At 73.3% G+C, this 19,253-nt stretch carries 20 protein-coding genes; 15 read left to right on the top strand and 5 right to left on the bottom strand.

The window, feature by feature from the left end; translation table 11 throughout:
- Window positions 1-5: 5 nt before the first annotated feature.
- The 6 genes from E8D34_RS14225 (at window position 6) to E8D34_RS14200 (ending at window position 6,574) form a co-directional block, all read left to right on the top strand.
- A complete protein-coding gene (locus E8D34_RS14225; protein WP_136595305.1) occupies window positions 6-1,208 on the top strand; it encodes an FAD-dependent oxidoreductase in 1,203 nt (400 codons plus the stop codon).
- Between the two features lie 69 nt (window positions 1,209-1,277).
- The gene (locus E8D34_RS14220; protein WP_206056729.1) at window positions 1,278-2,120 is read left to right on the top strand and encodes an aminoglycoside phosphotransferase family protein; all 843 of its coding nucleotides are present in this window, start codon (window positions 1,278-1,280) and stop codon (window positions 2,118-2,120) included.
- Between the two features lie 89 nt (window positions 2,121-2,209).
- Window positions 2,210-2,857 carry an MOSC domain-containing protein gene (locus tag E8D34_RS14215; protein ID WP_206056728.1) on the top strand — a complete coding sequence of 216 codons (648 nt, stop codon included), beginning with the start codon at window positions 2,210-2,212 and terminating at the stop codon, window positions 2,855-2,857.
- Between the two features lie 134 nt (window positions 2,858-2,991).
- Window positions 2,992-4,815: an AMP-dependent synthetase/ligase gene (locus E8D34_RS14210; RefSeq protein ID WP_206056727.1), complete on the top strand. Its 1,824-nt coding sequence runs from the start codon at window positions 2,992-2,994 to the stop codon at window positions 4,813-4,815.
- Window positions 4,816-4,896: 81 nt separating this feature from the next.
- Window positions 4,897-6,111 (top strand): radical SAM family heme chaperone HemW, encoded by a 1,215-nt coding sequence (gene hemW / locus E8D34_RS14205; RefSeq protein WP_136595304.1) that lies wholly within the window; start codon window positions 4,897-4,899, stop codon window positions 6,109-6,111.
- A gap of 46 nt (window positions 6,112-6,157) precedes the next feature.
- Entirely contained in the window at window positions 6,158-6,574 is a 417-nt protein-coding gene (locus E8D34_RS14200) for a TM2 domain-containing protein (protein ID WP_136595303.1), read from the top strand.
- A 12-nt stretch (window positions 6,575-6,586) separates the two neighbouring features.
- Here the strand turns inward: E8D34_RS14200 and E8D34_RS14195 are convergent, their stop codons facing one another.
- On the bottom strand, window positions 6,587-7,432 hold the full coding sequence (locus E8D34_RS14195; protein WP_136595302.1) for a DUF3097 domain-containing protein: 846 nt from the start codon (window positions 7,430-7,432) through the stop codon (window positions 6,587-6,589).
- Between the two features lie 139 nt (window positions 7,433-7,571).
- Between E8D34_RS14195 and E8D34_RS20805 the strand changes: the two genes are divergently transcribed.
- Window positions 7,572-8,387 carry a hypothetical protein gene (locus E8D34_RS20805; RefSeq protein WP_168929442.1) on the top strand — a complete coding sequence of 272 codons (816 nt, stop codon included), beginning with the start codon at window positions 7,572-7,574 and terminating at the stop codon, window positions 8,385-8,387.
- A gap of 41 nt (window positions 8,388-8,428) precedes the next feature.
- Here E8D34_RS20805 and E8D34_RS14185 read toward each other — a convergent pair whose 3' ends face one another.
- Window positions 8,429-9,286, bottom strand: coding sequence for an MBL fold metallo-hydrolase (locus tag E8D34_RS14185; protein WP_136595301.1), 858 nt, complete (start codon window positions 9,284-9,286; stop codon window positions 8,429-8,431).
- A gap of 141 nt (window positions 9,287-9,427) precedes the next feature.
- Between E8D34_RS14185 and hrcA the strand changes: the two genes are divergently transcribed.
- From hrcA to E8D34_RS14170, 3 genes are read left to right on the top strand one after another with little or no spacing between them, the layout of a single operon-like run.
- Window positions 9,428-10,444, top strand: a complete 1,017-nt coding sequence (hrcA, locus tag E8D34_RS14180; protein ID WP_136595300.1) for a heat-inducible transcriptional repressor HrcA — start codon at window positions 9,428-9,430, stop codon at window positions 10,442-10,444.
- 16 nt (window positions 10,445-10,460) lie between these two features.
- Entirely contained in the window at window positions 10,461-11,624 is a 1,164-nt protein-coding gene (gene dnaJ / locus E8D34_RS14175) for a molecular chaperone DnaJ (protein WP_136595299.1), read from the top strand.
- A 16-nt stretch (window positions 11,625-11,640) separates the two neighbouring features.
- Window positions 11,641-12,390: a 16S rRNA (uracil(1498)-N(3))-methyltransferase gene (locus E8D34_RS14170; protein ID WP_136595298.1), complete on the top strand. Its 750-nt coding sequence runs from the start codon at window positions 11,641-11,643 to the stop codon at window positions 12,388-12,390.
- Window positions 12,391-12,847: 457 nt separating this feature from the next.
- On the opposite strand, the gene E8D34_RS14165 is transcribed toward E8D34_RS14170, so the two are convergent.
- The 3 genes from E8D34_RS14165 to E8D34_RS14155 all read right to left on the bottom strand — a co-directional run bounded on the left by E8D34_RS14165 (window position 12,848) and on the right by E8D34_RS14155 (window position 15,527).
- Window positions 12,848-13,735, bottom strand: coding sequence for a Gmad2 immunoglobulin-like domain-containing protein (locus tag E8D34_RS14165; RefSeq protein ID WP_168929441.1), 888 nt, complete (start codon window positions 13,733-13,735; stop codon window positions 12,848-12,850).
- Window positions 13,736-13,821: 86 nt separating this feature from the next.
- Window positions 13,822-14,913: a GerMN domain-containing protein gene (locus E8D34_RS14160; RefSeq protein ID WP_136595296.1), complete on the bottom strand. Its 1,092-nt coding sequence runs from the start codon at window positions 14,911-14,913 to the stop codon at window positions 13,822-13,824.
- A 2-nt stretch (window positions 14,914-14,915) separates the two neighbouring features.
- Window positions 14,916-15,527 carry a SigE family RNA polymerase sigma factor gene (locus tag E8D34_RS14155; protein ID WP_240771359.1) on the bottom strand — a complete coding sequence of 204 codons (612 nt, stop codon included), beginning with the start codon at window positions 15,525-15,527 and terminating at the stop codon, window positions 14,916-14,918.
- 77 nt (window positions 15,528-15,604) lie between these two features.
- Here E8D34_RS14155 and E8D34_RS14150 point away from each other — a divergent pair, with 77 nt between their 5' ends.
- The 5 genes from E8D34_RS14150 to E8D34_RS14130 all read left to right on the top strand — a co-directional run bounded on the left by E8D34_RS14150 (window position 15,605) and on the right by E8D34_RS14130 (window position 19,233).
- The gene (locus E8D34_RS14150) at window positions 15,605-15,976 is read left to right on the top strand and encodes a histidine triad nucleotide-binding protein (protein WP_240771358.1); all 372 of its coding nucleotides are present in this window, start codon (window positions 15,605-15,607) and stop codon (window positions 15,974-15,976) included.
- A 76-nt stretch (window positions 15,977-16,052) separates the two neighbouring features.
- Complete coding sequence (locus tag E8D34_RS14145; protein ID WP_136595295.1) at window positions 16,053-17,111, top strand: PhoH family protein; 1,059 nt, start codon at window positions 16,053-16,055, stop codon at window positions 17,109-17,111.
- Window positions 17,108-17,554 (top strand): rRNA maturation RNase YbeY, encoded by a 447-nt coding sequence (ybeY, locus tag E8D34_RS14140; RefSeq protein WP_136595294.1) that lies wholly within the window; start codon window positions 17,108-17,110, stop codon window positions 17,552-17,554. Before E8D34_RS14145 ends, ybeY begins: the two co-directional genes overlap by 4 nt.
- 4 nt (window positions 17,555-17,558) lie before the next feature.
- Window positions 17,559-18,896, top strand: a complete 1,338-nt coding sequence (locus E8D34_RS14135) for a hemolysin family protein (protein ID WP_136595293.1) — start codon at window positions 17,559-17,561, stop codon at window positions 18,894-18,896.
- Window positions 18,889-19,233: a cytidine deaminase gene (locus E8D34_RS14130; RefSeq protein ID WP_136595292.1), complete on the top strand. Its 345-nt coding sequence runs from the start codon at window positions 18,889-18,891 to the stop codon at window positions 19,231-19,233. Before E8D34_RS14135 ends, E8D34_RS14130 begins: the two co-directional genes overlap by 8 nt.
- The last annotated feature ends 20 nt before the right edge of the window (window positions 19,234-19,253 follow it).

Genomic DNA, 19,253 nt, shown 5'->3' with positions numbered 1-19,253 from the left:
GCGCGATGCGCAAGCGGGTGCTGGTGCTCGGCGCGAACTTCGGGGGCCTGACCGCGGCCCTCGCCGTCCGTCACGAGCTGCACGGAGACGTCGACGTCACGGTGGTGGCCCCCGATGACCACTTCCTGTTCAATCCGAGCCTGATCTGGCTGCCCTTCGGCAAGCGCGACCGGGAGGACATCACGTTCCCGGTCGTGCCGACGCTGGAGGAGCACGGGATCGTCTTCGTCCACGAGGCCGCCGTCGCGGTCGACCCGGTCCAGCGCCGCGTCGTCCTGGCCGACGGGCGCCGGCTCGGCTACGACTACCTGGTGATCGCCACCGGCTACCACAACAAGACCGACGTGGTGCCCGGCTTCGCCGAGAACGCCTACACGATCACCACCCTGCCCGAGGCCGAGCGCGCGGGTGCCGGCTGGCGTCGCTACCTCGAGGACCCCGGCGACATCGTGGTCGCGGCCAGCCAGTCGGCCGGCTGCTTCGGCGCGGCGTACGAGTTCCTCTTCAACACCGCCTACCAGCTGAAGAAGGCCGGGCTGCACAAGGACGTCAAGCTCTCCTACGTCACCTCCGAGCCGTTCCTCGGCCACTTCGGCATCGGCGGGCTCCCGCACGGCGAGCAGCTGCTCGGCATGTTCCTCAAGAAGGAGGGCATCGACGCGCACATCTCCGTCGGCCTCGACCACATCGACGACGGGATGATGCAGCTCGCCGACGGCACCCGGCTGCCGTTCGCGTACTCGATGGTGGTGCCGCCGTTCCTCGGGCAGGAGTTCCTCAAGGACACCCCCGACCTGGCCGACGAGAAGGGCTACGTCCGGGTCCGCGACACCTACCAGTCGGAGAAGTACGACGACGTGTACGCCGTGGGCGTGGCCGCAGCGGTCGACGTGCCGTGGCAGACCCCGACCCCGGTGGGCATCCCCAAGACCGGCTTCCCGACCGAGCAGATGGCGCACACGGCCGCGCGGAACATCGCGGCGCAGATCCGCGGCGAGGTGCCGGAGGCGCGCAAGGAGTTCGGCGACATCAAGGCGGTCTGCGTCATGGACGCGGGGAACAACGGCGTGGTGATCCTGGCCGACAAGATGCTGCCGCCGCGCAAGCACGGGGTGTTGATCCCCGGACCGCAGGCCCACCTGATGAAGCTGGGCTTCGAGAAGTACTTCCTGTGGAAGATGCGCCACGGGTACGTACAGCTGCCCTGAGGGCCGCGGACGCCCGCTGCCGCGCCTCCTCCCGTCCCGCCCCGACCCCGCCTCTGGCAGGGTCGGGGCGTGACCGACCTCGACGCGCTGACCGACGCCTGGGAGCTGGCGCCGGACGGGCCGAGCGTCGCGGGCCGGCGGGCCGACGTGCGGCCGGTCCGCACCGGCGACGGTCGTCCGGCGGTGCTGAAGGTGACCCGCGCGGACGCCCGACCCGCGCCGGCGGCGGACGACGAGCACCTGGCGCTGCAGCGCTGGCGCGGTCGCGGGGCGGTCCGGCTGCTGCGCGCCGATCCGGGGCGGCGGGCGCTGCTGCTGGAGCGCCTGGAGCCGGTCGACCTCGCCGACCACTGGGACGAGCAGGCCTGCGAGGTGGTGGGTGGCCTCTACGTCGCGCTGCACGTCGCGCCGATGCCCCAGCTGCGGTCGCTGCCGTCGTACCTGCGGGAGTGGCGGGCGGCGCTCGCCGCGGACGCCGCCTCGCTGCCGATGCCCCGCCGGATGGTCGACCAGGCGCTCGCGCTCGCAGCGGACCTGGCCGCCGAGCCGCCGACGGCCGTCGTGCACGGCAACCTGCACTACGGCAACGTGCTGCCCCGCGCGGAGGAGGGCACCTGGGTGGCGATCGCGCCCCGTCCGGTCAACGGCGACCCCCACTACGAGCTCGAGCCGATGCTGCGCCACCGGTTCGAGGAGTACGCCGCGCCGGGGGCGTTCGGTTCGGTGCGCGACGGGATCCGGCGCCGGTTCCACACGCTGGTCGACACCGCGGACCTGGACGAGCACCGCGCCCGGGACTGGGTGGTCGTCCGCAGCGTGCTCGCAGCCCACCGTCTGCACCGCTCCGGTGGTCCCGACCAGCGGAGCGGGATCACCCGCTGCATCACCGTCGCGAAGGCGGTCCAGGACTGATCGCGTCCCGAGCGCGCCGGTCGGTCCTGCCGTCGGACACCGACCGGAATGCATGTGACGTGGTCGGCCGCCGCCACCAGAATGGGCGCATGGCACACCTCGAAGCGGTCAGCGTCGGCATGCCCCAGCAGGTCGAGTGGGGCGGCCGCACCCTCCGCACCGCGACCGCCAAGACCGCGGTCGAGGGACCCGTCCGAGCGCATCGGCTCGGCCTCGAGGGCGACCAGGTCGGCCATGCCGACGTGCACGGCGGCCTCGACCAGGCGGTGTACGCCTACGCCCGCGAGGACCTCGACTGGTGGGAGGGCGAGCTGGGTCAGCCGATCGCCTCCGGCATGTTCGCCGAGAACCTCACCACCGTCGGGCTGGACCTGAACGCGACCGTGATCGGCACCCGGTGGCGCATCGGCGAGGCGCTGTTCGAGGTCGCCTCCGTGCGTACCCCGTGCAACGTCTTCAAGGGCTGGATGGGCGACCAGGGCTACGACGAGAGCCAGTGGGTGCGCCGCTTCACGCAGGCGCTGCGCCCGGGGCCCTACCTCCGGGTGCTGGAGCCGGGCGAGGTCGCCGCGGGTCAGGAGATCGTCGTCGAGTCGGTGCCCGCCCACGGGATCACGGTCGTCGACCTGTTCGTGGCGCTCAACCTGGACCGGTCGCGGCTGCCCGAGCTGGCGGCGATCGACGGCCTCGCGGAGCTGCCCCGGCGGGTGATGGACGAGTACCTCGCACGCGGCTGACCGGCCGCGTCTGTGCAGATCGCACGAACATCGCGTGCCGGGGGTCACGTCGCGCCCGAGTCCGGAGTGATCTAGGTTACTCTCCCGTATCCACCTCGGACTCGGGACAGACGACATCACGCGCAGGGAGCGTCATGGCCATCACGTACGACACCAGCTTCATCGACCACATGCCGCAGAACTGCGCCGTGCAGTTCCTCGACCGCGTCGAGGTGAACCCGGACGCCGAGGCGTTCCGGTTCCCCGTCGGCGAGGCGTGGGAGTCCGTCACCTGGCGTCAGGCGGGCGACCGGGTGCGCCGGCTCGCCGCCGGCCTGCTCGCGCTCGGCCTCGAGTCCGAGCAGCGCGTCGGCATCGTCTCGAACACCCGCTACGAGTGGGTCCTGGCGGACCTCGCGGTGATGTGCGCGGGCGGCGCCACCACGACCGTCTACCCGTCGACGAAGCCCGACGACGCGGCCTTCATCCTCGGTGACGCCGAGTGCCGGGTGGTCTTCATCGAGGATGCCTCGCAGCTGGAGAAGATCGAGGCCCACCGGTCCGAGCTGCCGGCGATCGTCAAGGTCGTCTCCTTCGACGACGCCGACGCCGACGGCGAGGGCGTGCTCTCGCTGGACGCCCTGGCGGAGCTGGGCGACGCCTACCTGGCCGAGCACCCGACCGCGATCGACGACATCGCCAAGTCGATCCCCGCCGACCAGCTGGCCACCCTGATCTACACCTCCGGCACCACCGGCCGGCCCAAGGGCGTGCGCACGCTGCACCGCGCGTGGGTCTACGAGGGCGAGGCGATCAAGGCCCAGGACATCCTGCACGAGGACGACCTGCAGTTCCTCTGGCTGCCGATGGCCCACGTCTTCGGCAAGGTGCTGACCTCGGCCCAGATGGCCTGCGGCTTCCCGACCGCCATCGACGGCCGCGTCGACAAGATCGTCGACAACCTCGGCGTGGTGAAGCCGACCTTCATGGGCGCCGCGCCGCGGATCTTCGAGAAGGCCCACGCGCGGATCGTGATGATGCAGCAGGCCGAGGGCGGTCTGAAGGAGAAGATCTTCAACTGGGCCTTCGGCGTCGGCACCAAGGTCGACGAGCTGACCCTGGCCGGCAAGTCGGTGCCCGCGCTGCTCAAGGCGCAGCACGCCGTCGCGGACAAGCTGGTCTTCAGCAAGGTGCGCGAGCGGTTCGGCGGCCGGGTGAAGTTCTTCATCTCCGGCTCCGCGGCCCTCAACCCCGAGATCGCCGGCTGGTTCCACGCGGCCGGCGTGCTGATCCTCGAGGGCTACGGGATGACCGAGAACGCCGCCGGCGCCACGGTCAACCACCCCAACGACTACAAGATGGGCACCGTCGGCCCCGCCCTCCCGGGCTCCGAGGTCCGGATCGGTGACAACGGCGAGGTCCAGCTCCGCGGCCCGCACATCATGGCCGGCTACCACAACCGGCCGGATGCCTCCGCCGAGGCGTTCACCGAGGACGGCTGGCTGCGCACCGGCGACAAGGGCGAGATCGACGAGGACGGGTTCCTCAAGATCACCGGTCGGATCAAGGAGCTCTTCAAGACCTCCGGTGGCAAGTACGTCGCACCGCCGGCGATCGAGGCCAAGTTCAAGGCGCTGTGCCCCTACGCCAGCCAGTTCATGGTCTTCGGCGCCGAGCGGAACTTCGTCTCCGCGCTGATCACGCTCGACCCCGACGCCATGGCCGCGTGGGCGGCGGAGAACGGCATGGCCGGCGCGTCGTACACCGACGTGGTGCGCTCGGAGAAGGTCGAGGCGATGGTCGGGGAGTACGTCGACGCGCTCAACGCCCAGCTGAACCGCTGGGAGACGATCAAGAAGTGGAAGCTGCTCGACCACGACCTCACCATCGAGTCCGGTGAGCTCACCCCGTCCCTCAAGGTCAAGCGCGCGGTCGTGGAGTCCAACAACAAGGGCCTGATCGACTCCTTCTACAGCTGATCCCGGGGGCGCCGCTCCCGGTGTCCCGCACGGCCCCCGCTCGATGTGCCCGTCGAGCGGGGGCCGTGTGAGTATTCAGGGGTGCCGTCCGCATTGCCCGAGGGGGAGCCCGTCCCCGAAGACGGCTCCCTCCCCGCCGCGGCGCTGGCCGAGCTCGGCCAGCGTCCCTTCGGGTTCTACCTGCACGTCCCGTTCTGCCGGGTGCGGTGCGGCTACTGCGACTTCAACACCTACACCGCCGAGGAGCTCGGCCCCGGCGTCTCCCGGGCGACCTTCGCCGACCAGGCCGTCGCCGAGGTACGACGCGCGCGGCAGGTGCTGGGCGACGTCGACCTGCCGGTGCAGACCGTGTTCGTCGGCGGCGGCACGCCGACGCTGCTCGAGCCGGAGGCGCTCGGCGCCGTGCTGGCGGCGATCGACGAGGAGTTCGGGCTGGCCGCGGGCGCGGAGGTGACCACCGAGGCGAACCCCGACTCGGTGGACCTCGACCGGCTGGAGCGGCTGCGCACCGCCGGCTTCACCCGCGTCTCGTTCGGCATGCAGTCCAGCGTCCGGCACGTGCTGGCGGTCCTGGACCGCACCCACGACCCCGAGCGCGTGCCCGGCGTGGTCGCCGCCGCGCGCGCGGCCGGCTTCGACCAGGTCAGCCTGGACCTGATCTACGGCACGCCGGGGGAGTCCGCCGCGGACTGGGCGGCCTCCCTGGACGCGGCGCTGGCCTGCGCGCCGGACCACGTGTCGGCGTACTCGCTGATCGTGGAGGAGGGCACGGCGCTGGCGCGCCGGGTCCGCCGCGGCGAGCTGCCGATGCCCGACGAGGACGACCTGGCGGACAAGTACGTGCAGGCCGACGAGGCGCTCACCGCCGCCGGCCTGGGGTGGTACGAGGTGTCCAACTGGGCGCGCGACGACGACGCCCGGTGCCGGCACAACATCGGGTACTGGACGGGCGGCGACTGGTGGGGCGTCGGGCCGGGCGCGCACAGCCACGTCGGCGGCGTCCGCTGGTGGAACGTCAAGCACCCGGTCGCCTACGCCGAGCGCATCCGCGGCGAGCGCACGCCGGCCCAGGGCCGTGAGGTGCTCGACGCCGAGACCCGTCGCCTGGAGCGGGTGCTCCTGGAGGTGCGGCTGCGCGAGGGGCTGCCGGTGGCGGTGGCGCCGGCGACCGGGGCGATCCCGACGCTGGTCGCGGACGGGCTGGTGCTGGACCCGGCCGAGCAGGGCGACCGCGTCGTGCTGACCCGCCGCGGGCGACTGCTGGCCGACGCGGTGGTCCGCGACCTGCTGGGCTGAGCGTGGCTCCGGGCCGAGACGCCTCGAGGTCGCCTACGATGCGGCCATGAGCCAGTGGCAGCCGGGCGACCCCGAGCCGGGCGAGCAGCGCTACCTGCCCTACGGGCAGCCGATGCCACCCGGTCCGAACGGGCAGCCGCCTGCGGCGTACCCCGTCGTCCACGCGCCGTACGGGATCGACCCGATCAGCGGCCTGCCGCTCTCGGACAAGTCCAAGGTCGTGGCCGGCGTGCTGCAGCTCGTCCTGTCGCTGTTCAGCCTGCCGGGCATCGGGCGGCTCTACGCCGGCAACGTCGGGATCGGCCTGACCCAGCTGCTCGGCACCCTGATCAGCCTGCCGCTGATGTGCGCCTTCATCGGCTTCGCGACCTTCCCGGCGTTCATCCTCTGGGGGATCGTCGACGGGATCGTGATGCTGGCCTCCGCGACGCTGCGGGACGGCAACGGCCGGATCGTGCGCTGAGCGGCGGCGCCCTCAGGGCGCCGTGACGAAGTCGATCAGCTCCTCGACCCGCCCGAGCAGCGCCGGCTCCAGGTCGTCGTAGGACTTCACCTTGGAGAGGATGTGCTGCCAGGCCCGGGCGATGTCGGCCTGGTCGCGGTGCGGCCAGCCCAGGTGCTGGCAGACGCCCTTCTTCCACTCGATGTTCCGCGGGATCGTCGGCCACGCCTTCAGGCCGAGCCGGTCGGGCTTGACCGCCTGCCAGATGTCGACGAACGGGTGGCCGACGATCGCGACGTCCTTGCCGTGCGGTCCGCGGCGGATCGCCTCGGCGATCCGGGACTCCTTCGACCCCTTGACCAGGTGGTCCACGAGCACGCCGACGCGGCGCTGCGGGCCGGGCTTGAAGCCGACCAGGTGGTCGGCCAGGTCGTCGACGCCGCCCAGGTACTCGACCACCACGCCCTCGATCCGCAGGTCGTCGCCCCAGACCTTCTCGACGAGCTCGGCGTCATGGCGACCCTCGACGAAGATCCGGCTGGCCCGCGCCACGCGCGCCTTGGCGTCGTGGACCGCGATGGAGCCGCTCGCGGTCCGGGTCGGCTTGGCCGGCGCCTTCTGCCGCACGGGCGCGACCAGGATCACCGGCTTGCCCTCGAGCAGGAAGCCCGGGCCCAGCGGGAAGGTACGCCGCTTGCGGCGCCGGTCCTCCAGCGTGACGGTGTGCAGGTCGCGGTCGACGGCGACGATCTCGCCGCACCAGTCGCTGGTGACCTCCTCCACGACCAGCCCGTGGTCGGCGGGGGCCTCCACCGCCCGCCCCCGCTTGGGGACGTTCCAGTCGCCGGCCAGGACATCGGTGCCGTATCGGTCTGCCACGACCGAAGACACTCTCATCACCGGCCCCCGAACCGGCGGAGGCGTGTCGGCGGGTGGCCGGGTTTTCGGGTTCGACGCGTCACAGTCGCGTGATCGCCGCGCAACAGCCCGGCCTCGGGGCTGGGGGAGCATCGGCGGCGTGCACGTCGCCGACCAGCTCTACCCCGACCAGTTCGCGGTGAGCGTCGACGGCGAGGAGGCGACGCCCGAGGACCTCTTCCCGGGCTGGACCGCCTCGGACCGGTACGGCGTGGTGGTCCGCGAGCCGCTCGGGGCGCTCGGCGCGGGCCTGCTCACCCAGCTGGCGATCGCGCTCTTCTACGACGTCCGCCCCGAGCGACGCTCGCGGCGGCCCACCTACCCGGACGTCTACGTCTTCCACGTCGGCGGGCCGCACGGCGACTGCAGCCACCTCGACCTCTGGCCGCCGCGTCGTGAGGTCCGGCTGCCCGCCGGCGACCCGCTGGCGCTGCTGGAGGCGGTCAACGCCCACGCGATCACCCGGCTGGCGCTCCCCGACGGCCCGCGCGGGGATCTGGGCTCCTTCCGCGACGGCCCGAGCACCTGGGCGGAGGAGGCGGCGGCCGCCGATCGGCTGCGTTCCTGCTTCCGGTACGGCGCGGCCGGGGCGGTGGCGGACCCGGACGTGCGGCTGGAGGCCACGGACGCGCGGGTGCACGAGAACCTCACGGCCACCCTGCACCCCCTGGCCAGCGCGATCGAGCTGCGCGAGGCGGTCCTGGACGGCGAGAGCGTGGCGCTGCCCGGTCCCTCGGTGCCCGCCGACATCCTGCGCTGGGTCGGCCTGGTCGAGCGGCGCCAGGGCGAGGTGCCGGCCTGGTTCCGCGAGGTCGCCGCCCGCGAGCACGCCGAGCGCGCCGCGGGTGGCCTGCTGGTGCAGACCTACGGGCGGGTCTCCGTCCCGGACGCCCTGGCGCGCCTGGCCGCGTGCTGACGCCGCGTGCTGACGCCGCGGGCCGGCGCGGGGGGAGCGGCTCAGGCCATCGGCAGCGTGCGGCGCACGGCCGGCAGCTGCGCGTAGCCGCGCCGTACGGCGTCGGCGAGCGCCTCGGCGGGCAGCGGCCAGGCGGCGGCGCCCAGTGCGTCGGCCTCGGGAACCCCGCGGGTCGCCAGGTCGCGGATCGTCTCGGCGACGGTGCCGAGCAGGTCGCGCTGGTCCTCGACGAACCGGCGGTCCACCGGGGCCCCGTGGCCCGGGACGACCACCGTGTCCGCGGTGGTCAGCCCGAGCACGAGGTCCAGCGTCGCCGGCCAGTCCATCGGGAAGGAGTCGTCGCCGAGCGCCGGCGGTCCGGACTCCTCGACCAGGTCGCCGGCCAGCAGCACGTCGGCGTCGCCGATGCGGACCACCAGGTCGCCGCCGGTGTGGCCGCGGCCGGGGTGGACCAGCTCGACCACGCGATCGCCGAGGTCGATCGCCGCGGCGCTGGAGAACGGGTGGTCCGCCGGCACGACCGTGGTCGCCCGCAGGTCGGCCCAGTCCGGGTCGTCCTCGTGGCCGGGGGAGTCCTGGACCGCGCGGACCGCCGCGGCGGTCCGGGCGGCGGCCTCCTCGTGCGCGTGGATCGGCAGCTCACCGCCCGCCGGCCGGAACGCCTGTCGGAACGCGTGGTTGCCCAGCACGTGGTCGAAGTGCTCGTGGGTGTTGACCACCGCCCGCACCGCTCCGGCCCCCAGCGCGCGTACCTCGTCGACGACCGTCCGCGCCGACGCCTCGGAGGCGTAGGTGTCGACGACGACGAGGCCGTCGCGCCCACCGACGACGGCGACGTTGACGTCGAACCAGGGGTAGCGGCCGACCCACACCCGGTCCGCGATCTCGGTGAGTCTCACCCGCCCCACCGTACGGCCTCGGGTGCGCCGAGGTGGCCCTCCTCGGCGACGACGGTAGGATTGGCACTCATCCGGGCGGAGTGCCAGCAGACGGCCCCCGTCCGGCCGGTTGTGTCGGGTGTCGAGATCCAGGAGGTGGGCATGCAGGAGGACCGCAGGCTCGCCGTGCTCCGGGCGATCGTGGAGGACTACGTCGCCACCGAGGAGCCGGTGGGGTCCAAGGCGCTGGTCGAGCGCCACGGGCTCAACGTGTCGCCGGCGACGATCCGCAACGACATGGCAGCGCTGGAGGACGCCGGCTACCTGGCGCAGCCGCACACCAGCGCGGGGCGGGTGCCGACCGACAAGGGCTACCGGCTCTTCGTGGACCGGCTGACCACCGTCCGTGCGATGAGCACGGCGGAGCGTCGCGCGATCACCACGTTCCTCGACGGCGCCGTCGACCTCGACGACGTCGTGCACCGGTCGGTGCGTCTGCTCGCCCAGCTGACCCGGCAGGTCGCGGTCGTGCAGTACCCGACGCTGTCCCGCTCGACGGTGCGTCACATCGAGGTCGTCGCGATGACCTCGACGCGGCTGCTCACCGTGCTGATCCTGAGCACGGGGCGGGTCGAGCAGCGGGTGGTCGAGCTCGCCGAGGCGATCTCCGACGAGGAGCTCGGCCGACTGCGGACCCGGCTCAACCTCGCCGCCACCGGCGAGACGATCGCCGATGCGGTCGCCGCGTTGACCGACCTGCTGGCCGGTGACGAGCCGGTCACCGCCGCCACCGAGGCCGCGGTCCCGGCGCTGGTGGAGGCGATGAGCGACCACCGCTCCGACGAGCGGATCGTGGTCGGCGGCACCGCCAACCTGGCCCGCTTCGGGGGCAGCTTCGACAGCGCGATCCGGCCGCTGCTGGAGGCGCTGGAGGAGCAGGTGGTGCTGCTCAAGCTGCTCGGTGAGGCCGGCTCCGGCGACACCGTGACGGTGCGGATCGGCGCCGAGGGCCCCGTGCAGGAGCTGGCCTCGACCAGCGTCGTGACCTCCGGCTACGGCCCCGGGGACGGCCTCGCCTCGCTGGGCGTCGTCGGCCCCACCCGGATGGACTACCCCACCACGATCGCGACCGTGCGCGCCGTCGCGCGCTACGTGTCGCGGATCCTCGACGAGAGCTGAAGGAAGAAACCAGATCGTGTCCCAGGACCTCTACGAGCTCCTCGGTGTCGACCGGGACGCCGACGACGCCACCCTGAAGAAGGCCTACCGCAAGCTGGCTCGCCAGCTGCACCCGGACGTCAATCCGGACCCGGAGGCCCAGGAGCAGTTCAAGCAGGTCTCGGCTGCCTACGAGGTCCTCTCCGACCCGCAGAAGCGGGCCAGCTACGACCGCGGCGGAGACCCCTTCGGCGGCGGCTTCGGCGGGCAGGGCGCCGGCTTCTCCTTCACCGACATCATGGATGCCTTCTTCGGCGGCGGCGCGGCCGGCGGCGGTGGCGGCCGGGGTCCGCGGTCCCGGGTCCGACGCGGTCAGGACGCGCTGATCCGGCTCGAGGTCGAGCTGGCCGAGGCGGCCTTCGGCGTCGCCCGCGAGCTCAAGGTCGACACCGCGGTGCGCTGCACCACCTGCAACGGCGAGGGCGCCGCGGCCGGCAGCCACCCGGTGACGTGCGAGACCTGCCACGGCCAGGGCGAGGTGGCCCACGTGCAGCGCTCCTTCCTCGGCGAGATCCGGACGCTGCGCCCGTGCCCGGCCTGCCGCGGCTACGGCTCGGTGATCCAGGACCCCTGCCGCGACTGCGCCGGCGACGGTCGGGTCCGCTCGCGCCGCACGCTGACGGTGAAGATCCCCGCCGGCGTGGACACCGGGACCCGGGTCCAGCTCTCCGAGCAGGGCGAGGTCGGCCCCGGCGGCGGGCCCGCCGGAGACCTGTACGTCGAGATCCACGTCGCGCAGCACCCGACGTTCACCCGGCACGGCAACGACCTGCACTGCACCGTCTCGCTCCCGATGACCGCCGCGGCGCTCGGCAGCACGCTCACGCTGCCGACGCTCGAGGCCGACCTGGAGAACGCCGAGGAGACCGCGGTCGAGACCGAGTTCGAGCTCGCGGTGCCCGCGGGCACGCAGTCCGGTCACGAGGTCGTGCTCCGCGGCCGGGGCGTGCCCGGCCTGCGCGGCGGACGGGGCGACCTGGTGGTCAACGTCGCGGTGGAGACCCCGACCAAGCTCGACGCCCGCCAGGAGGAGCTGCTCCGCGAGCTCGCCCGGCTCCGCGACGAGGAGCAGCCCACCGGCGACGTACGCGCGGCGCACAAGGGGCTCTTCGGCCGGTTCCGCGACGCCTTCGGGCACTGATGCCGGGCGCTCGCCGATGACCCTGCCGCAGCACCTGGTGCCGTCGCTGGACGGTGTCGCCGCCGGCGCCACGGTGACGGTCGAGGGGGACGAGGCACACCACGCCGTCGTCGTACGCCGGCTGCGGGTGGGGGAGTCGGTGCTGCTGGCCGACGGCCTGGGGCGGGTGGCGACCGGCGAGGTGGCTCGCACCGACAAGCGCTCCTTCGACGTGACCGTCACCGCGGTGGCCGACCACCCCGAGCCGATGCCGCGACTCGCCGTCGTCCAGGCGCTGCCCAAGGGCGACCGTGGGGAGCTCGCGGTCGAGGTGCTGACCGAGATCGGCGCCGCACGGATCGTCCCGTGGGCGGCCACGCGCAGCGTCGCGGTCTGGAAGGGCGAGCGTGCCGCCAAGTCCCACGCGAAGTGGGCCGCCACCGCTCGGGAGGCGGCCAAGCAGGCGCGCCGGTCGTGGCACCCGGAGGTGGAGCCGCTGGCCACGACGACGACGGTGGCCGAGCTGGTCGCGGCCGCGGACCTCGCGGTGGTGCTGCACGAGGACGCCGAGGAGCCGTTGGCGGCCATCGCCGAGCCGTCGGTCGGGGAGATCCTGCTGGTGGTCGGTCCCGAAGGCGGCCTGACCGAGGACGAGGTCGCGCGGTTCGTGGCCGCCGGTGCCGTCTCCTGCCGGCTCGGCAGCGAGGTCCTGCGCACCTCGACGGCCGGGGTCGCCGCGGCGGCCGCGCTGCTGTCGCGGACCGCGCGCTGGGGCGCCGGCGACTGATCGGCCGGCCGGCCACCACGCCGGGGCGGACCTGGGGAGCGGTCGGGCGGCCACCGTCGCCCGTGTCGGCGCCGCGCCGTACCTGCACCTCGGCCGCCCGAGAGTGATCAGCGGAGCCGGCCACGCTCAACCGGGCCGTCGGCCCGCGTGAGTGCGACAGGGGCCGTGGACCCGCTGGGGGCGCGGCTGGACATGTAACACGCCGTACCCGGCTCTGGTCGGCCGTTGTCGCCGCTTCGAGCCCGTTCGAACGGGCTCCAAGCGCCCACGACGACCGGGTAGTGCGTACAACGGCGTGTTACATCCAGCCCGCAGGGCCCCGCCCGGGTCGTGTGCCTGACGCCCGCCCAGAGCGGGTTCCCAGGCACACGACTCACCACCGGCTCAGCACACGACTCACCGCCGGCTCACCACCGGCTCACCACCGGCTCACCGCCGGCTCACCGCCGGCTCACCGTCACTCGACGGTGAACTCCTTGGTGTCCTGGGTCGGCCCGCCGCCCTCCCCGCCCGAGGGGTCGTCGGTGGCCGCCACGAACGTGAAGTCGCCCGGCCCCAGCGCCGTGAGGTCGAGCTCGGCGGTCCAGGGGTAGAGGCGGTCCATCCAGCCGTCGGCGGTGGAGAACGAGTCGACGACCACCGCTCCGTCGGCGTCGAGGACCTGCCAGGGCACCGTTGCCTCGAACGAGCTGGCCAGGCCGGTCACCGGCGCGCTGTCGCCGGAGAGCGGCCCCGCCTCGAAGCCGGTGACGACGTTGACCAGCGCGAGTACCTTCAGCTCCGGCTTCGCCGTCGCACCGCTGGGCAGGCCGAGGTAGTCGACCTTCTCGCCGTCGAGCACGAAGTCGACCGGCGCGTCGTTGCGGGCGCCGGGGTCGTACTCGTCGCCGGTCTGCACCGTCTGCAGCGTCCACACGACCTGCTGGACGGCCAACCGCGCCTCCGCGGCACTCATCCCGGCGGGTCGCTCGGTCCACGAGGCGCCGGCCAGCTCGACGGTGTACGCGCCGTCGCTCCCCGTGCCGTCCAGCCCGGTGCCCTCGGCCAGGCTGCCGGCCGGGACCAGCGTCCGGTAGTCGGGGTCCGCGGCGCCGTCCATCAGGAACCCGACCACGTCCGCCGGGCTCGCGCCGCGGTGCAGCTCGCGGAACAGTCGGTCGCCCTGCGGGGTCTGGCCGACGTAGAACGGCGTCACCAGCAGGTCGCCCGCCGGCACGGTCGTCTCGCTGCTGGGGCCCTCGCTGACCGTGCCGTCCGTGGCGGTGTCGGTGACGTCGCTGCCGGCGTCGTCCCCGCACCCGCCGAGCGTGACCAGCGCGAGCGCCGCCGCGGCGAGCGTCGCCATGGTCCGCCCCGACGGCGGATGCGGGGGGCGGCGGTGGGTTCGGTGCATCGGTGGGACCTCCGTGGGGTGTGGGGCGAGCGGGTGGGTCACGGCACGACCACCGTGCGGTCGTCGGTGAAGGTGGCGGGCGCGCCGGAGCCTTGTCCGACGGATCGCACGAGGGCGGTGAAGGTGTACTCGCCGGCGGGCAGGCCGGCGAGATCGATCGGGGGCGTCTCCCAGCCGCGGGCGTGCTCGGTGGTGCCGCCCTCTCCGGCGGCCAGGATCCTGGCCCGGCCCTGCTCGACGACCCTGCCGCCAGCGGTGGTGAGCGTCCAGCGCACGGCCGGGACGTACTCGCCGATCGTGCCGCCGCCGGTCAGGGTGTCGCCGCCGCGCTGGCCCTCGGCCGGGTCGCTGATGTTGACCACCGCCGTGACGGCGTACTGGCGGTCGCGGTCGACGGTGCCCCGCGTGCCCAGGCCGAGCACGGTCGGAGCCGGTTCGCCGCCTACGGTGAACCTGACCGGTACGGCGCGCCCGATCGCGGCCTCGGCCGTGTAGACGACCTGCTGCAGCCCCAGCAGGGCCTCGCCGCGGGAGACGCCGGGCGGACGGCGCAGCGCCGCCGGCGCGAGGTCCACGACGACCTGACCGGTCCGGACCGCCGCGGCGGTGAACGCGCCCGCGGGCCACAGCGTGCGGTAGTCGGGGTCCGCCGGCCCGCGGTCGGCGGCGAGCCCGCCGAGGGCCGCCAGCACCGTCGCGTCGGTGGCCGACGGCGTGGCGCCGTCCGGGGTGGAGACGACGCCGGGCAGGGTCGCGAACTCCCGGAACAGGCGGGGCCCGGTGGCGGTCTCGGCGACGAAGTAGAGCGCCACCGGGCCGCCGGCGGTGGCCGCGGTCGGCGTCCGTCCCGCTGCCGGTGGTCGGCTCGCGGCGCCGGTCACCTGGCCGACGGTGACCGCGGCGACCACCACCGCCGCGGTGGCCACGGCGGCCCCGACGGCGACCGGCAGCCACCGGCGCGGTGCGCGAGTCGTGGCCCGGGCCCGGATCCGCCGTCGGACGTCGCCCAGCCGGTCGCCCGGCGCGAGGCCCGCGGCGGCGTGGTGCAGGGTGGAACGGAGCTCGTCCGGGGCCGGGGCCTCGCGGGATCGCGGGTCGCCGGCCTCGGGCTGGTCGGGACGGTCGGGCATGGTCAGGTTCCCCTCACATCGGGCCCGAGACGGTCCAGGACGGTCCGCAGCGCCGCGGACCCGCGTGAGGCGTGGCTCTTCACCGCGCCCCGGCTGATGCCGAGCGTGTCGGCGATCTCGGCCTCGGAGAGATCGAGGTAGTAGCGCAGCACGAGCACCTCGCGCTGGCGGCGCGGCAGCTCGGCGAGCGCCCCGAGGATCAGGTGCCGGTGGTCGTCGGCGAGGACCGGCTGGTCCGCGCTCGGCGCCTCGTCCGTGCCCGTCTGGCGCGCCAGGAAGCGCTGCACCACCGAGCGGTGGCGCAGCGCCGAGCGCGACCGGTTGACCACGGTCTGGCGCAGGTACGCGGCGGCGTGGTCGTGGTCGTCGATCCGGTCCCACTTCTCGTGCAGCGCCACGAGCGCGTCCTGCACGATCTCCTCCGCCATGCCCTCGTCGTGCACCAGCAGGTAGGAGAGCCGCACCATGCGGTCCCAGTGATGGCGGTACAGCTCCTCGACGGCCGCGTCGGCCTCCCGCTGGGCCTCCTCGCGGGCGCGCTCGTCGCTCACGGCGTACCCCGTGGGCGCCGCGAGGCCGGGCAGCGCTCCGTCGACGGCTGCATGGACGGTCACGCTAGTCACACGTGCGACCCCGGCCGAGGGTTGACACGGCGTGGCACCGAATCGGTGGGTCTGGGAGGCTGGGCACCGTGACTGCCGAGACCGCCGCGGACGTGCCGACCGACCCCAGCTGCCTGTTCTGCAAGATCGTCGCCGGCGAGATCCCGGCCGAGGTCGTGCACACCACCGAGCGCACGGTGGCGTTCCGCGACATCGCCCCCAAGGCGCCGCTGCACGTCCTGGTGGTGCCCCGGGAGCACCAGCCCGACGCGGCGGCCATCGCGGAGTCGAACCCGCTGGCCACCGCCGAGATGGTCACGGCGGCGCGCGCCGTCGCCATCGCCGAGGGCCACGACGACTACCGGCTGGTCTTCAACACCGGCGCCGGCGCCGGGCAGACGGTCTTCCACGCGCACCTGCACCTGCTGGCCGGCGGCGACCTGCCGTTCGCGGCGGGCTGATCCCGGGCCGCGCTGGCAGGCGGTGCCCTCGCGTACCATGGAGGGCACCCTTCCGCCGTACTCGCAGAAAGCCCGGATGAGCGACCAACACGCCCCCTCCCGCCCCACCGGCACCCGCCACACCGTGGTGGTGCCCAACAGCATCGACATGGTCAGCCTCTTCGGCCCCGGGGACGAGCACCTCGCCCAGGTCGAGCGCGCCTACGCGGTCGAGATCCACGTCCGCGGCAACCGCGTGACGCTGGCCGGCGACCCGGACGAGGTGATGCTGGCCGAGCGGCTGCTGGACGAGATGGTGGCGATCCTGCGCACCGGTCAGGGGCTCACCCCCGAGACGGTGGACCGGGTCGCGACGATGCTGCGCCAGCAGCGCGGCGGCGAGGAGCGCCCGGCGGACGTGCTGAGCCTCAACATCCTCTCCAACCGCGGCCGCTCGATCCGGCCCAAGACGCTGAACCAGAAGCGCTACGTCGAGACCATCGACCAGCACACCATCACGTTCGGCATCGGCCCCGCGGGCACCGGCAAGACCTACCTGGCGATGGCCAAGGCCGTCCAGGCGCTCCAGGCCAAGCAGGTCAACCGGATCATCCTCTCCCGGCCGGCGGTCGAGGCCGGCGAGAAGCTCGGCTTCCTGCCGGGCACGCTCAGCGAGAAGATCGACCCCTACCTGCGCCCGCTCTACGACGCGCTGCACGACATGATCGACCCCGAGTCGATCCCCAAGCTGCTCGCGGCCGGGACCATCGAGGTGGCGCCGCTGGCCTACCTGCGTGGCCGCAGCCTCAACGACTCCTTCATCGTGCTGGACGAGGCGCAGAACACCACGCCCGAGCAGATGAAGATGTTCCTGACCCGGCTCGGCTTCGGCTCCAAGATCGTGGTCACCGGCGACGTCACCCAGGTCGACCTGCCCTCGGGCACCTCCTCGGGTCTGCGGGTCGTCGAGGAGATCCTCGACGGCGTGGAGGACCTCGCCTTCGTCCGGCTGACCGCGCAGGACGTGGTCCGACACAAGCTGGTCGGCCGGATCGTGGCGGCGTATGACGCGTTCGACGCCGAGAAGCAGCAGGAAGCCGCCGGCACGGCGCCCCGCAAGCGCCCCAAGACCCAGAAGAAGGGCATGGAGAAGTGAGCATCGAGATCCTCGACGAGTCCGGCAGCGGCCTCGACGTCAAGCACTTCTCGGAGCTGTCCCGGTTCGTGATGGACCGGATGCGGGTGCACCCGCAGGCCGAGCTCTGCATCAAGGCCGTCGACGAGGCGACCATCGCGGAGCTCAACGAGAAGTGGATGGAGAAGGAGGGGCCGACCGACGTGCTCGCCTTCCCGATGGACGAGCTGCGTCCGGGGAAGGTGAACGAGGAGCCCGAGGAGGGCGTCCTCGGCGACCTGATCCTGTGCCCCGCGGTGGCCGAGCGCCAGGGCGCCGAGGCGGGCCACGGCACCCTCGCCGAGCTCGAGCTGCTCACCGTCCACGGCATCCTGCACCTGCTCGGCTACGACCACGCCGAGCCGGAGGAGCACAAGGAGATGTTCGGTCTCCAGGACGAGCTCCTCGCGAAGTGGCGCGCCTGACGACATGTCGAGCGGTGATATCTGGCAGCTGGGAACGGCTGCCCTCCTCGTTGTCCTCGCCGGACTCTTCACGGCCGCCGACGCGGCGATCTCCTCGTTCTCGCGCGCCCGCGCGGCGGAGCTCGTCGAGGAGGGGCGCGCCGGCGCGCGCCGGCTGGTCAGCGTCCTCGACGACGCGCCCCGGCACCTGAACACGGCCCTGCTCCTGGAGCTGTTGTGGGAGGTCGCCGCGATCGTGCTGGTCACCCTGTTCTTCTCCGAGGAGATCGGCGACTGGTGGACCAGCCTCGCGGTCTCGGTCGCGGTGATGCTGGTCGTCTCGTTCGTGGTGATCGGCGTCGCCCCACGCACGCTCGGGCGTCAGCACGCGGAGCGGGTCGCCCTCTACTCCGCGGCGCCGCTGGCCGTGCTGACCAGGGTCCTGGGACCGATCCCGCGGTTGCTGATCGCCTTCGGCAACGCGATCACCCCCGGTCGCGGGTTCAGCGAGGGCCCGTTCTCCACCGAGACCGAGCTGCGCGAGATGGTCGATCTCGCCGAGGCCACCGAGGTGATCGAGGCCGAGGAGCGGAAGATGATCCACTCCGTCTTCGAGCTCGGCGACACGACGTTGCGGGAGGTGATGGTCCCGCGCGGCGACGTGGTCTACATCGAGTCCCACAAGAACCTGCGCCAGGCGCTCTCGCTGTTCCTGCGCTCGGGCTTCTCCCGGATGCCCGTGGTCGGCGAGAACCTCGACGACATCCGCGGCTTCGCCTACCTCAAGGACGTCGTACGGCGCGACTTCGAGGACCCCGAGGTCGAGCTGACCCAGCGGGTCGAGGAGATCATGCGCCCGGTGCACTGGGTGCCGGAGTCCAAGCCGGTCGACGACCTGCTCCGCGAGATGCAGGCCCGCCGCCAGCACGTCGCGGTGGTCGTGGACGAGTACGGCGGCACCGCCGGCCTGATCACCATCGAGGATCTGCTCGAGGAGATCGTCGGCGAGATCACCGACGAGTACGACGCGGCCGAGATCGAGGTCGAGGAGCTCGAGGCCGGGCTGTTCCGGGTGCCCTCGCGCTACCCGGTCGACGACCTGGACGAGCTGTTCGGCTTCTCGGTCGACGAGGAGGACGTCGACTCCGTCGGCGGCCTCCTCGCCAAGCACCTGGGCCGCGTGCCGATCCCTGGCTCGGTGGTCGAGGCGCACGGCCTACGCTTCGAGGCCGAGCAGGCGTCGGGGCGCCGCAACCGGATCGGCACGGTGCTGATCGCCCGCACCGCGGACCGCGCGCGAGACCTGGTCAGGGACCGCGCCCACGACCGCGCCAACGATGAGGAGGGGACCGACGATGACTGACCTGTCGGCCGAGGACAAGAAGCTGGTCACGCTGGCCCGCGCCACCCGCGCCCGGATCGGTGCCGCCGAGGGCGCCGCCGCGCGCGACACCGACGGACGCACCTACGCCGCCGCGACGGTGGACCTGCCCTCGCTGCGGCTGAGCGCGGTGCAGGCCGTGGTCGCGATGGCGGTCGCCTCGGGCGCCTCGGGCGTCGACGCCTGCGTGGTGCTCGGCGAGTCCGGCGCGCTGGCCGACGCCGACGCCGCGGCGCTCGGCGACGTCGCCGGTGGCTCGGGGGTCCTGGTCCACACCGGCGACCCGCGCGGCGCGATCGGCGGCTCGCTGAGCCTCTGACCTGGTACGACGCCAGGTTT

Source organism: Nocardioides sp. GY 10113, from assembly GCF_004919105.1.
Taxonomy (GTDB): Bacteria; Actinomycetota; Actinomycetes; order Propionibacteriales; family Nocardioidaceae; genus Nocardioides.
This window is presented reverse-complemented; position numbering and strand designations above follow the sequence as displayed.

Coding starts and splice junctions, on each gene's coding strand:
- E8D34_RS14165 (WP_168929441.1), bottom strand. CDS start 13,735: ATGGCGACGCTCGCCGCGGCGGCGCTCGCGCTGGTCACGCTCGGCGGG.
- E8D34_RS14225 (WP_136595305.1), top strand. CDS start 6: ATGCGCAAGCGGGTGCTGGTGCTCGGCGCGAACTTCGGGGGCCTGACC.
- E8D34_RS14215 (WP_206056728.1), top strand. CDS start 2,210: ATGGCACACCTCGAAGCGGTCAGCGTCGGCATGCCCCAGCAGGTCGAG.
- hrcA (WP_136595300.1), top strand. CDS start 9,428: ATGCAGGAGGACCGCAGGCTCGCCGTGCTCCGGGCGATCGTGGAGGAC.
- E8D34_RS14145 (WP_136595295.1), top strand. CDS start 16,053: ATGAGCGACCAACACGCCCCCTCCCGCCCCACCGGCACCCGCCACACC.
- E8D34_RS14210 (WP_206056727.1), top strand. CDS start 2,992: ATGGCCATCACGTACGACACCAGCTTCATCGACCACATGCCGCAGAAC.
- E8D34_RS14160 (WP_136595296.1), bottom strand. CDS start 14,913: ATGCCCGACCGTCCCGACCAGCCCGAGGCCGGCGACCCGCGATCCCGC.
- E8D34_RS14135 (WP_136595293.1), top strand. CDS start 17,559: ATGTCGAGCGGTGATATCTGGCAGCTGGGAACGGCTGCCCTCCTCGTT.
- E8D34_RS14170 (WP_136595298.1), top strand. CDS start 11,641: ATGACCCTGCCGCAGCACCTGGTGCCGTCGCTGGACGGTGTCGCCGCC.
- E8D34_RS14200 (WP_136595303.1), top strand. CDS start 6,158: ATGAGCCAGTGGCAGCCGGGCGACCCCGAGCCGGGCGAGCAGCGCTAC.
- E8D34_RS14130 (WP_136595292.1), top strand. CDS start 18,889: ATGACTGACCTGTCGGCCGAGGACAAGAAGCTGGTCACGCTGGCCCGC.